15 protein-coding genes are annotated in these 11,999 nt (G+C 33.7%); 7 read left to right on the forward strand and 8 right to left on the reverse strand.

From position 1 onward, the window contains the following. Positions 1–144 precede the first annotated feature (144 nt). The 7 genes from fabV to dusB all read right to left on the reverse strand — a co-directional run bounded on the left by fabV (position 145) and on the right by dusB (position 5,101). A complete protein-coding gene (gene fabV / locus ACFSSE_RS04165; RefSeq protein ID WP_379044815.1) occupies positions 145–1,335 on the reverse strand; it encodes an enoyl-ACP reductase FabV in 1,191 nt (396 codons plus the stop codon). Positions 1,336–1,486: 151 nt separating this feature from the next. Then, positions 1,487–2,167: a M90 family metallopeptidase gene (locus ACFSSE_RS04170; RefSeq protein ID WP_379044856.1), complete on the reverse strand. Its 681-nt coding sequence runs from the start codon at positions 2,165–2,167 to the stop codon at positions 1,487–1,489. A gap of 107 nt (positions 2,168–2,274) precedes the next feature. Beyond that, positions 2,275–2,715: a hypothetical protein gene (locus tag ACFSSE_RS04175; protein WP_379044818.1), complete on the reverse strand. Its 441-nt coding sequence runs from the start codon at positions 2,713–2,715 to the stop codon at positions 2,275–2,277. 21 nt (positions 2,716–2,736) lie between these two features. After that, complete coding sequence (locus ACFSSE_RS04180) at positions 2,737–2,949, reverse strand: hypothetical protein (protein ID WP_379044821.1); 213 nt, start codon at positions 2,947–2,949, stop codon at positions 2,737–2,739. 12 nt (positions 2,950–2,961) lie between these two features. Then, entirely contained in the window at positions 2,962–3,513 is a 552-nt protein-coding gene (locus tag ACFSSE_RS04185) for a hypothetical protein (protein WP_379044824.1), read from the reverse strand. A gap of 158 nt (positions 3,514–3,671) precedes the next feature. Further along, positions 3,672–4,058: a Co2+/Mg2+ efflux protein ApaG gene (apaG, locus tag ACFSSE_RS04190; RefSeq protein ID WP_379044827.1), complete on the reverse strand. Its 387-nt coding sequence runs from the start codon at positions 4,056–4,058 to the stop codon at positions 3,672–3,674. A gap of 50 nt (positions 4,059–4,108) precedes the next feature. Continuing rightward, a complete protein-coding gene (gene dusB / locus ACFSSE_RS04195; protein ID WP_379044830.1) occupies positions 4,109–5,101 on the reverse strand; it encodes a tRNA dihydrouridine synthase DusB in 993 nt (330 codons plus the stop codon). 59 nt (positions 5,102–5,160) lie between these two features. Here dusB and ACFSSE_RS04200 point away from each other — a divergent pair, with 59 nt between their 5' ends. Genes ACFSSE_RS04200 through ACFSSE_RS04215 form a run of 4 tightly spaced genes read left to right on the forward strand, consistent with a single transcriptional unit; the run spans position 5,161 to position 7,769 of the window. Beyond that, a complete protein-coding gene (locus ACFSSE_RS04200) occupies positions 5,161–6,078 on the forward strand; it encodes a CPBP family intramembrane glutamic endopeptidase (RefSeq protein WP_379044833.1) in 918 nt (305 codons plus the stop codon). Continuing rightward, the gene (locus tag ACFSSE_RS04205; RefSeq protein WP_379044836.1) at positions 6,071–6,274 is read left to right on the forward strand and encodes a putative signal transducing protein; all 204 of its coding nucleotides are present in this window, start codon (positions 6,071–6,073) and stop codon (positions 6,272–6,274) included. The genes ACFSSE_RS04200 and ACFSSE_RS04205 overlap by 8 nt, the downstream gene beginning before the upstream one ends. After that, positions 6,274–7,077 (forward strand): phosphatidate cytidylyltransferase, encoded by an 804-nt coding sequence (locus tag ACFSSE_RS04210; RefSeq protein ID WP_379044844.1) that lies wholly within the window; start codon positions 6,274–6,276, stop codon positions 7,075–7,077. Before ACFSSE_RS04205 ends, ACFSSE_RS04210 begins: the two co-directional genes overlap by 1 nt. Before the next feature lie 26 nt (positions 7,078–7,103). Continuing rightward, on the forward strand, positions 7,104–7,769 hold the full coding sequence (locus tag ACFSSE_RS04215) for a phosphatidylserine decarboxylase family protein (protein WP_379044847.1): 666 nt from the start codon (positions 7,104–7,106) through the stop codon (positions 7,767–7,769). 73 nt (positions 7,770–7,842) lie between these two features. Here the strand turns inward: ACFSSE_RS04215 and ypfJ are convergent, their stop codons facing one another. Further along, complete coding sequence (gene ypfJ / locus ACFSSE_RS04220) at positions 7,843–8,694, reverse strand: KPN_02809 family neutral zinc metallopeptidase (RefSeq protein ID WP_379044850.1); 852 nt, start codon at positions 8,692–8,694, stop codon at positions 7,843–7,845. Positions 8,695–9,121: 427 nt separating this feature from the next. On the opposite strand from ypfJ, the gene ACFSSE_RS04225 reads away from it, so the two are divergent. From ACFSSE_RS04225 to ACFSSE_RS04235, 3 genes are all read left to right on the forward strand, one after another. Next, positions 9,122–9,883 (forward strand): hypothetical protein, encoded by a 762-nt coding sequence (locus tag ACFSSE_RS04225; RefSeq protein WP_379044853.1) that lies wholly within the window; start codon positions 9,122–9,124, stop codon positions 9,881–9,883. 725 nt (positions 9,884–10,608) lie between these two features. Next, complete coding sequence (locus tag ACFSSE_RS04230) at positions 10,609–11,019, forward strand: hypothetical protein (RefSeq protein WP_379100734.1); 411 nt, start codon at positions 10,609–10,611, stop codon at positions 11,017–11,019. Continuing rightward, the gene (locus ACFSSE_RS04235) at positions 10,995–11,897 is read left to right on the forward strand and encodes a transposase (protein WP_379041312.1); all 903 of its coding nucleotides are present in this window, start codon (positions 10,995–10,997) and stop codon (positions 11,895–11,897) included. The genes ACFSSE_RS04230 and ACFSSE_RS04235 overlap by 25 nt, the downstream gene beginning before the upstream one ends. Positions 11,898–11,999 lie beyond the last annotated feature (102 nt).

Below are 11,999 nucleotides of genomic sequence, written 5' to 3' on the forward strand. Positions count from 1 at the left end.
GTTTCGCAACTCAAAATTAGAATTATACAGGCCTTTTTTGTATATTATTTGTTCGGACAGTTATGAATCCCGGAAGAATTTCACTTCTTCCGGGATTTTTTATTTAGACATTATTATTTATTCAGCTTAAAATATTATTAAAGACTATTGTAAACCTTCAATTTCTGTTTGCTCGTTTACATCAGCTAAATAATCAATACCATCAAAGCCAAAACCAAATAAGTTTAAGAAGTCAGATTTATAACCCGCTAAATCTCCTAATTCAGGAAGAGTTTCTGTACTTGCTTTTGACCATAATTCTGCAACGGCATTTTGCACATCCTCACGCATTTCCCAATCATCAATTCTAATTCTACCTGCTTCATCAGTTGCTATTTCGCCACTAGTATATAAACGTTCTGCAAATAAACGTTGAATTTGCTCAATACATCCTTCATGTATTCCTTTTTCTTTCATCACTTTATAAAGCAGAGAAATATATAATGGAATCACCGGAATTGCAGAACTTGCCTGTGTAACCAAAGCTTTGTTTACAGAAACATATGCTTCGCCATTTACACTTTTTAAGCTTTCGGTAATTTTAAAAGCAGTTGCTTCTAAATGATCTTTTGCCTTACCAATGGTTCCTTTTCTGTAAACTGCTTCTGTAAGTGATGGGCCTATATAAGAATAAGCAACCGTTTTTGCACCATCAGCAATAGCACCAGCTTTTAAAAGCTCGTCCATCCACATTTGCCAATCTTCGCCACCCATTACAGCAACGGTATTGTCTATATCTTCATCAGTACAAGGCGCAATAGAAATTTCTGAAACTACACCGGTATGAAAATCAACTGTTTTGTTGGTATAAGTTTGGCCAATAGGTTTAAGTACAGAACGGTGCGTAACACCAGTTTTAGGATGTACCCTTACTGGCGATGCTAAACTGTAAATCACTAAATCTATTTGCCCTAAATCTTCTTTAATTAATGCAATAGTTTTTGCTTTAATTTCATCAGAAAAAGCATCTCCGTTAATGCTTTTTGCATATAAACCAGCTTTTTTTGCTTCTTGCTGAAAAGCCGCACTATTATACCAACCTGGTGATGCTGTTTTACCTGCTTGAGGAGCTTTCTCAAAAAAAACACCAATAGTTGCTGCGTTTGAGCCAAATGCACTTGTAATACGAGAAGCCAAACCAAAACCAGTTGAAGCACCAATTACCAATACTTTTTTTGGACCATCAATTTCACCTTTAGATTTAACAAAGTCAATTTGATTTAACACGCTTTGCTCACAACCTTTGGTATGTGAAGTTAGGCATATAAATCCCCTCATTCTTGGCTCTATAATCATATCTTAATTTTTATGTTTTGTTTTAAATATTGTTAAGCTATAAAAGCTTTGTTAAAATTAATTTTAAAGATGCAAACTTAAGAAAATAAACAATGCATTTTATAGCTGCTTTTCTCTTTTGAAACTCGTTCAAGCGTTTATTTAAAATCTTTTATTTTGCTAAATCCTGCAAAAATATTTTACTCAATAAATCATATAATTCTGGGCGTTTATCTTTTAATTGCTCTGGCTTTTCAAAAAAATATTCTGCTGCTACAGCTAAAAATTCCGCTTCGTTAGTTAAGGCATAAGGATCAATATCAGATTTACCTCTTTTAATCAAGTTCATTTCTTGATGAATCATTTTTAACCTAGGTTCACTATATTTATGATGCATTAATATTTCAGGAAAGCCATCAACAGCGCCATCAGTTTTGTCTAGCAGATGCACAAATTCGTGAATGGCTGTATTTTCTTTGCCATTGTTTTCGGAAAAGCCACGGTACAAAGCTTCTTTAGAAAGTAACATTTGCCCATTCATATAACCTGTACCTACCATCCCTAATATTTGGCGTTCGCCACCTTCAAACTGAAACTCTTGGTTAAAAGTATTTGGATACAGCAGTACATTGCTTAGGTTTTTATAATGCCAACCCGGAAAACCAAAAACCGGGATTACCGCACTCGAAGCTATTAAAACTTTATCTAAATCGTTAATCAATAAACCCACACCTTCAACACGGGTTTCACTCAAAAACTGAATAACTAAATGCTCAAATAATCCTTTTTTCTCATCATTTAAGTTTTGATAAAAATCTACATTTTCTTCAAGAATGGCTTTTAAATCAAGAATTGGTTCATCAGAGCCTTCTTCTTGTTTTGGGCTTTTCTTTTAAATAAGAAGTATATAAGGATGAAAAATGGGGTAAGGAGGAGGAGGTAGTTCATTTAGGTTAATTATTAAAATAACTCTCCTTTGTAACCCTTTAATGCAATCTCTAAATCGAGCAATTTAATATTGAAACCTTTGGTGTTTTGTATTGGAATAAATATTTGTCCAAATGATTTTTTATCCTTTGTTATGTATGCCCCAATTTTTCTATTAAATATCTGAGCTATCAGTTTGCAATCGTCTTTAATTACGTTGCGTTCTATCTTGGCGACTTGTTCCTTATTATTTATTAAAATTGAATGGAACTCACCGGCTGTTTTACCGTCAAAAAAATCAAACGGAATAATTTTAACAAATTCAAGAGGTAAATTGTTAACATCGTCTTTAACTGAGTATTCAGCAATTACAATACTTGATAAATAGATTTCTATTTTTTTTTCTAAAAAGTATTTAAAATAGTCTTTTGCATTTTGATGTAATGGACATTGCTCTTTAGCAATCGAATACAAAAAGAAGTGTCAAGGAGAATACTATCCATTTACTCCTCCTCTTATTTCGCTTAACCAGGAATCTACATTAGGGATTTGATTCCACATTTTCGATGCTCTTTCAATTAGTAAATCCAATTTATGCTCACTATAGTTTGGGTTGTAGGTAATATAATCAATCAATTTTAAATCAAAAGGTTTTCCATCAGCAAGATTTTGTTTCGCTCTTACCCTAACTCCATAAGTTTTAAACAAACGCTTTTCTCCTTATAGAAGCTGTTGTTCGGTTGCACTTATAACTAGTTTACCGTATTCTTTAGTTAGTAAGTGAAAGTTTGGATTATTACCTCCCTCTTCATTCACCTTACCATATAAAACAAGTTCAGTCTCAATAAAAGTAGCTGCAATTTTAAAGAACTTGGTTTCTTGACTAATTTTCAATATTATTTCATCATTCGATGAACTGTAAAACGAAATTTCAAGATTCTTTTCTTTTGCTTTACGTTGAAATTTATCAATAATTTCTGCCCTCTTATTATCTAAAAATTCTATATTTCCTCTGTTTCTAATTTCCCCTGTCAAACCATTAAACAGCAAAACAGCTGAAATTGGTAAGTAAAATAAATTTCTTGCCGAACCTTCTTCTAGCTTGTATGAAATATGAGGACGTTCTGCTTTTTCTCCTCTGGTTGGATACAAAAAAGATTCCACATCGCTAATAATTTCTCTTATCTCAGCAATGTCGATATCGATTGGTTTCAGCGGCTTACCGCCAACTAAACCATCAATTTTAACTTCTATATAGCCTTTTTCTTCCACGATACAATTTACAGTTTTATTTCTATTTAGATTGATTTTTTGTATCCAATGTGATTGATTAAAAGTTTAAAATTAGTTTTAGTAGTCTGGACCTGCTATTTTCTAACTCGCAAAAAATATATACAATCCAGAAATGCTTTAACAAAAGAAAAATCCCCTTAATTCAACTTAAAAGGAGCAATTAAATTAAATTCCGGAATAAGCGCATCAAAAAGCTCTTCATCTACCAAACGTTTCATTTGGTAAGTGCCTTGCATTGCGCCCATGTCTGTTTTCAGGTTACAGCCCGATACATATTCATAGTTTTGCCCTGGTTCAATAATGGGTTGTAAGCCCACCACGCCTTCGCCTTCAACCTCTCTTTTGGTTCCATTAGAATCAAAAATTACCCAATGCCTGCGCAATAATTGTACGCTGTATTCACTCAAATTTTCTATCTGAATTTTATAAGCGAACATAAAATGCTCATTAGCCGGATTGGAATATTCTGGCTGGTAGGTGGTTTCAACAGAAACCTTAACTCCTTCTGTAATTTGGGCTACCATGTTTAATTTATTTTTTTCAATTTATCAGAATAATATTTAAATAGCAAATTTTAAACCAATTCCGGGTCAAATTTATTAGAGATATCATTTAAAACATCTTCAATTTGTTCTAAAGTATCTAAAGAAACCAATTGCATGCGGTACTCTTTAAAATTAGAGATGCCTTTAAAATAATTGGCATAATGTCTACGCATTTCAAAAATGCCGGTTTTAGGGCCTTTCCACTCTAAAGATTTGTGCAAGTGGGTTTTACAGGTGTCAATACGTTCTTGCAAAGTTGGTCCGGCTAAATGCTCGCCAGTTTCAAAAAAGTGTTTTATTTCCCTAAAAATCCAAGGATAACCAATTGCGGCTCTGCCAATCATAATCCCATCTACCTCATACTCCAAACGCCAATTTGCCGCTTTCCCTGGCGATTCAATATCACCATTACCAAAAATCGGGATTTTTATGCGTGGGTTTCTTTTTATCTCTCTAATTAAAGACCAATCTGCACTGCCTTTATACATTTGTGCTCTTGTACGTCCATGTATGGTTAAAGCTTTTATACCAACATCTTGCAGTCGTTCGGCAACTTCGTAAACATTTTTAGTGTTATCATCCCAACCTAAACGCGTTTTTACGGTTACCGGCAAATGGGTGGCGTTCACTACGGCAGCAGTCATTTTTACCATTTTATCAATATCCTGTAATAAACTAGCCCCAGCGCCTCTGCAAGCCACATTTTTTACTGGACAACCGTAATTAATATCAATCAAATCTGGATTTGCTTGTGAGGAAATCTCTGTTGCTTGACGCATGTGGTCAATCTCCGAACCAAAAATTTGAATACCAATAGGTCTCTCGTATTCAAAAATATCCAATTTCTGACGGCTTTTCGCCGCATCTCTAATCAGGCCCTCCGAAGATATAAATTCGGTATACATCATATCTACCCCGCTTTGCTTACATACATAACGAAACGGCGGATCACTCACATCTTCCATCGGCGCAAGCAATAAAGGGAAATTCCCTAAGTCAATATTTCCTATTTTAACAGACATTCACAAATCTAATTGTTATTTTACCGCAAATTTACCAAAAAGTATTTATTATGATTGACATGCAAAAGTCAACAGCTTACCATCCATTCTTTCAAATCATGTTTCTAATAGTTTCTGCCATTACGGGAGCTTTAATATTCACAATTATCGGTATTGGAGGCTGGCTGATTTTAAATTCAGATCATGCTAGTTTAGCCTCACTCTCAGACAATCCAATGAATATGGATTTGAATCTGCTGAGAATTTTCCAAATAAGCAGTTCTTTAGGAATGTTTGTTGCAGCGCCAATTGCATTTGCTTATATTAATGAAGTTAAGCCTAAGCAATACTATTATTTTGACAAAAAACTCAATATCAGTTTATTACTGATTGCTTTTTTATTGATGATGAGTGCTAGCCCACTGTTTGAATGGGTTGCGTTGATGAACCAAAAAATGAGTTTGCCCGCATTTTTAAAAGATTTAGAAGTTTGGATGAAAGCAAAAGAATTAGAAGCTGGCGAGCTTACCAAAAAGCTTTTAATCATGAAAACTTATAGCGATTTAGCCATTAATTTGGTAATGGTTGCTATTATACCTGCCATTGGAGAGGAGCTTTTCTTTAGAGGAGGCTTACAAAATATTTTCGGACAATGGCTTAAAAACCATCATATTGCTATTTGGGTAACAGCAATTATTTTTAGTGCCATACATTTACAATTCTTTGGTTTTTTTCCTCGAATGCTTTTAGGTGCTTTATTTGGATACCTTTTATTATGCGGTAAAAGTATGTACTTACCTATTTTAGGGCATTTCTTAAATAATGGAACCGCAGTTATAATGGCATTTATTTTACAGAAACAAGGTAAAAGCTTAGATAATTTAGATCAAAACGCAACATTCAATAATTACAGTTATTTAGTAAGTGCAATTATTAGCTTAACTTTGTTTTACTACTTTTTTAAACAAGCACAACAAAAACAAACTTTAAATGGATAAAAATTGGGTTAAAATTTACGCCTCTGGCGATTTTTACCGAGCCGAAATTGTAAAGCAAGTATTAATAGACCACCAGATTGAAGCGGTAATAATGAATAAGCAAGACACATCTTACAAGTTTGGAGAAGTTGAAGTACATATACAAGAAGAAAATACTCAAAAAGCATCAGAAATTATTTCTCAAAACGATTTGTAATGAAAACTAGAGCAATAACAGGTTTCATATTTGTTTTGGTAATGCTAGCATCAATGTTAAGCGGGCCGTATGTTTTTATAGGCTTTTATATGTTCTTAAGTTTATTATGTCTTATAGAATTTTTTACGTTAATTAAAACAACAGGTTTAAGGCCGCACCGTACAATTGGTTATGCAGCAGCACTAATCATTTTTGCATCTATAGTCGGGCGGTTTTTTATCGAATTTGAAAGTAAATGGCTCTTAATAAACATCCCACTATTTTTTGGGATATTTATTAGAGAGCTTTATAAAAAATCTAAACTGCCTTTTAGCAACATAGCTTACACTTTTTTAGGTTTAATTTATGCCGTTGTTCCATTTATTTTCTTTGTAAGTTTTTCATTTATATCAGGCACTTTTAATTATCATTTAGCTTTAGCTTTTTTTATTATGCTTTGGTGTAATGATACAGGAGCTTATTTATTTGGAGTTAAATTTGGTAAAACCCGTTTGTTTGAGCGTCATTCTCCAAAAAAATCTTGGGAAGGTTTTATTGGTGGTATTTTAACCTGTCTCCTTGCTGGATACATTATTTCGATTTATTTCACAGAGTATCCCTATTATCATTGGCTAGCGATGGCATTAATTATTTCTTGTTTTGGTACCTTAGGCGATTTGGTAGAATCTATGTTTAAACGAAGTATAGATATTAAGGATTCTGGTAAAATGCTGCCCGGACATGGCGGTGTATTAGATAGGTTTGATGGCTTGTTGCTTTCAGCTCCTGTAATATTCGTTTACCTCTATTTGATAACTTATTAGTAATTTCGCATAAATTTTCAAAAAACATGACTTTTCATAAAGAGGGATATACTTCATTAGCACTTTGCGTTTTATTTATAGCCATTACCAACGTAATCATAAAATACTATATTCCCGATGTTACTTGGTTTGTATGGTTTTGGTATGCGGTATCTTTATTTCTGTTTATCACTATTGTACAATTTTTCAGAAGCCCTACAAGAACCTTAACAATTAACGAACGTCAAATTATTTGCCCTGCAGATGGTAAAGTAGTGGTAATTGAAGAAACTGAAGAAGGAGAATATTTTAAAGATAAGAGAGTACAGCTTTCTGTTTTTATGTCGCCAGTAAATGTTCACGTAAATAGAAATCCAATGAGCGGGGTAGTTAAGTTTTTTAAATACCACCCTGGTAAATACTTAGTGGCATGGGATCCAAAATCATCAACTGAAAACGAAAGAACAACTACAGTAGTTGATAACGGAAAAGGAACAGAAATTTTATACCGTCAAATTGCTGGTGCATTGGCCCGCAGAATTGTTTGGTACTTAAAAGAGGGTGATAAAGTTGAGCAAGCAGAACAGTTTGGGTTTATAAAATTTGGCTCTAGAGTTGATGTTTTTTTACCGGTGGGCACAAAAATCAATGTTAATTTAAACCAAGTTGTAAAAGGAGGAGTTACTGTTTTGGCTGTTTTGCCAAACAATTAGTATAAACATATTTTTAGATAATGAGGGCTATTTGTTTTAAAACAAATAGCCTTTTTTAATTTTAAGTTAAATTTTACATTATTTCTGAGAAAGTGTCACCGTCTTTAATATTTCCAGAATTATAGCCTTTCATAAACCAGTACATTCTTTGTTTAGATGTTCCATGCGTAAAAGCATCTGGTACAATTTTACCTTGTGTTTTTTGTTGTATAGCATCATCTCCAACTGCTTGTGCGGCTCTCATGGCTTCTTCAATATCACCTTCTTCTAAGTATTGTTTATTATAATGTGCAAAAATTCCTGCATAAAATTCTGCTTGTAATTCTTGCGCAATAGATAACCGATTAGCTTCTTTTTCGCTCATACCTTCCTGCATTTGTCTAACTTTATTAGAAGTACCTAATAAAGTTTGTATATGATGTCCTACTTCATGCGCAATTACATAAGCTGTCGCAAAATCACCGCCCTTTGCTCCAAATCTTGTTTTAAGCTCATCCATAAAAGTTAAATCTATATAAACGTTTTGGTCTGCTGGGCAATAAAATGGTCCAACTGCAGAAGACGCACCTCCGCATTCCGTTTGAACCCCATCTGTAAATAAAACCATTTTTGGTTGTTGGTAATTAGATCCTTGTTCGGCAAATATTTTACCCCAAATATCCTCTGTATCTGCAAAAACAACAGATACAAATTCGCCCTGTTTTTTTTCAGATGCTGTTAGCTCTCTTTCTGTGCCACCACTATTACTACCTTGTAATACTTGGTTTTGAATTTGATTTAAAACTTGCGCACTATCTCCACCTAAAAACATTTGAGCAAGTAAAAAAATCACCCCAATTATTCCTCCTCCTGCAGCAATTTTACCGCCCGATAAACCTCTACGGTCTTCAATATTACTACTAGACCTTCTACCCAACCATTTCATAAATTATTTTTTTAAGGTTAATTATTATTACGCCAGATCAGGGTTGAAGCTTTTTCATACTGTGCCATTCCATCAATAATTTCTGCATCTGTTGTATTTACTCTACCAGATTTTATGCCATTATTTCTAATCTATTCACTTTCATCATTTCGCTCCTACCTATTATTTGTCTATTAGTAGCTTCTAAAATACACTAGTACTTTCTATTGTTGATTCTTTCCTTTCAAAATTTCCATCATCTTGGGTGTTCTTCTTTACAGAATCTACATCAATTAAGTTAATTTCATTATTTATTCTTTGGAAATAGTGTCCTAAACGTTTAGGAACCTATTGATTATAAATCTTATTTAACCTCATTTATCTTAGTCCTTCACTTTTAATGACCTTCTAATGAAATAGTACGCTTATTGAATTTTTACTTTTGAGGATGAGAAAAATTCTGGTTTTTATTTTTGTAGGTTTTTGTTTAGTTACTCAAGCGCAAACTGAAGTTAACTTTGTTAAAGAAATTGAAAAGGCTCATAATGCTAAAAATTTCCATAAGCATGATTTGGTTTCTTTTGATATAGATTTGGTTTTTGGTGGAAAATCTAGTTTGAAAGGAAAGATGATATCTTCAACAAATTCCAATAAAATAAAATTGATTAAAGAGGATGGAACTGTAATTGTTTTTGACGGGGACAAAGTTTGGATAACTCCAGCTGAGAATAATACTGTAAGGGCTCGTTTTGATGTTTTTACTTGGCAGTATTTCTTTATGGCTACATTTAAATTATCTGATAATGGCACAAATTGGAAAGATTTAGGAAAACAAACATACATCGCAAATCAACAGTTATACGCTGCTGAATTAACTTTTGATAAAGGTACAGGTGATGCGTCTGGAGATTACTATATAGTGTATAAAGATGATGCTAACTTAATTAAAGGGATGGGTTACATTGTTACTTTTGGAGGTAAAAGCTTAGCCGAAGCAGAAAAAAATGCACACGCAATCGTATATAGTGATTATCTTAAACACGATGGAGTATCCTTTCCAAGAAAATGGACTTTCCACAACTGGAACAAAATTTCAGGAATTTCTAACGAAATTGGGGAAGCTAAAATTACTAACATAAAGTTTTTAAAAAATACGGACGTCGACTTTGATAAACCTATTAAAGCTGAAGAGGTTAAGCTAAATAACTAGGAATCTCCTCCACTCTACTTAGTCTTGTGCTTTAAACACACCTCACAGTCTGGCTGTTTTAAACGAAGCGATAATGCAGATTAACAAATTAAAAGAAGTCTTCATACCCTTTTATGAAGTGTGTCCTATCTAAAATAAGCTTACAGTTAGTACCATAATCCTATTATACATTCATACAACACCTCAACTCGCATATCAGCGCACAGCCTTAACCACAGCCCATTCACAAACCCACAACTCGGCCGGTATCCATTTCCATCCAGCTTATTAACAAAGTTCATTTCATTTATCAACCTTTTTAACAAATACACAGTTTTAAATTATATACCTATATTATAACTAAACGATAACTAAACGACAACTAACCGACAACTAACCGATAACTAAGGTTCTAATTACTTACATGACTCAAACTTGTCCGATAGTTGAGACTAGGGGATTAAAAACAGATGAGTATTTCCAGACTTTCCAAGATCAGCTTTCTAGGCTATAAATCTTGTTGAAATAGGAATAAATTGTATAATTCTGAAACAGAGCCAAAATAAACACGACCACACACTGACAAAATCACGTTCATTGCCCTTTAGGTCAATGTCATTAAGTTAAGGATTTAATTATCTGATTATCAATTAATTATATTGTTTTTATGAATGTAATTTTGTATATTTAATTCATAATCAGATATTTAAAATGCAAAAAAAACCTCTTTTTTAATTATAGAAAAATTGAGGGAAGTTATATTTAGTGGTGATCTTGCGCAGCGTTTCAAGATGGAAGAACAGAATTTTACTAGAAACAGAAAACAACCCTTCAGTGCCACTTTGCTTTTCATGATCAATTTATTACGAACAAGCCTTGCGATTGAAATAGATGGGTTTGTACGTTATTTAAACGAGCGTTTTACTTCACAAAACACCCCTTCTTTCACCTCAAGTGCATTTGTACAGAACAGAAAAAAAATAAAGCCTACTGTTTTTAAGCATCTTTCGTCAGTCATTATAGAAAACTATTACACCGCTGATAATGAATCATTGATACTTTCAAACGGTTTTAGGATACTTGCTGTAGATGGCTCTAGGATCACCCTACCCATGACCTTGGAACTGAAAGCATGTTATGGCGTAACAAAGAACTAGTCAGAGGTAGAGATAGTACAGGCAAGATCATCGGTTTTGTACGATGTGCTGAACGGCGTAACTCTAGATGCGGTTCTGGAGAACCTGAGTATAGGGAACGGGAATTGGCTCTAAGACATGCTACTCAATGGAAAAAGAACGACCTCATTATCTATGACCGGGGTTATCCGTCCTATGATTTTGTAAATGAACATATAAAACAGCATATTGATTGCTTGATACGGGTAAAAGTTAGTTACTCCCTAGTTGTAGCTACCTTTGTTAGGGGCGGAAAGAAATCGATAATCACAGAGATATACCCTAAAGAGAAGCAATCAACTGAAGGCAAGGATTATAATAAAAATACTGGTTTGAAGGTTCGTCTGTTGAGAATTGAACTGCCTAGTGGAGAAATTGAGGTATTAATGACGACCTTGATGGATAGTGAAAAATATCCTTCTAAGATGTTCAAGGAATTGTATTTCCTAAGATGGGGCGTCGAAACATTTTATGACGAATTAAAGAATAAGCTTAAGATAGAGTGGTTTACCGGTTATTCACAGCTCAGTATCCAGCAGGATTTTTTCTGCGCCATCTTTATTAGTAACCTTCAGTCGGTTATAGTAAACGATATCAAAGGAGAATTGCGTGAGCAAAACAAAGACAGAAAGTACGATTATAAAGTAAATACCAATCTATCCTATGGATTCTTAAAAAACAGGATAATGGAACTACTTTATCTAAAAGCACCCTTGGACAATATATTCAGGGAACTGAAGAATTTGTTCCTTAAAAATACTATCCCTGTACGTAATAATCGAGTAAACATAAGACATGTGGGTAAATACAGAGGTCGGATAAGACCTAAAGTTACTAAAAATCAAAGGGATGCTATATGAATTTTCCTTAACTTAATGACATTGCCCTTTAGGGGGCAGGGGGGTAAAAATTAATCTCTCAAGAAATGAGCGAGTTAGGGTATAAATAACAAATAAAAGGAG

Source organism: Pedobacter alpinus (assembly GCF_042684645.1).
Lineage (GTDB): Bacteria > Bacteroidota > Bacteroidia > Sphingobacteriales > Sphingobacteriaceae > Pseudopedobacter > Pseudopedobacter alpinus.

Excerpts from the sequence above, each read along its gene's own strand:
- apaG (WP_379044827.1), bottom strand. The coding sequence starts at position 4,058 with ATGGTAGCCCAAATTACAGAAGGAGTTAAGGTTTCTGTTGAAACCACC.
- ACFSSE_RS04200 (WP_379044833.1), top strand. The coding sequence starts at position 5,161 with ATGCAAAAGTCAACAGCTTACCATCCATTCTTTCAAATCATGTTTCTA.
- ACFSSE_RS04205 (WP_379044836.1), top strand. The coding sequence starts at position 6,071 with ATGGATAAAAATTGGGTTAAAATTTACGCCTCTGGCGATTTTTACCGA.
- ACFSSE_RS04210 (WP_379044844.1), top strand. The coding sequence starts at position 6,274 with ATGAAAACTAGAGCAATAACAGGTTTCATATTTGTTTTGGTAATGCTA.
- fabV (WP_379044815.1), bottom strand. The coding sequence starts at position 1,335 with ATGATTATAGAGCCAAGAATGAGGGGATTTATATGCCTAACTTCACAT.
- ypfJ (WP_379044850.1), bottom strand. The coding sequence starts at position 8,694 with ATGAAATGGTTGGGTAGAAGGTCTAGTAGTAATATTGAAGACCGTAGA.
- ACFSSE_RS04215 (WP_379044847.1), top strand. The coding sequence starts at position 7,104 with ATGACTTTTCATAAAGAGGGATATACTTCATTAGCACTTTGCGTTTTA.
- dusB (WP_379044830.1), bottom strand. The coding sequence starts at position 5,101 with ATGTCTGTTAAAATAGGAAATATTGACTTAGGGAATTTCCCTTTATTG.
- ACFSSE_RS04225 (WP_379044853.1), top strand. The coding sequence starts at position 9,122 with ATGAGAAAAATTCTGGTTTTTATTTTTGTAGGTTTTTGTTTAGTTACT.
- ACFSSE_RS04235 (WP_379041312.1), top strand. The coding sequence starts at position 10,995 with ATGTTATGGCGTAACAAAGAACTAGTCAGAGGTAGAGATAGTACAGGC.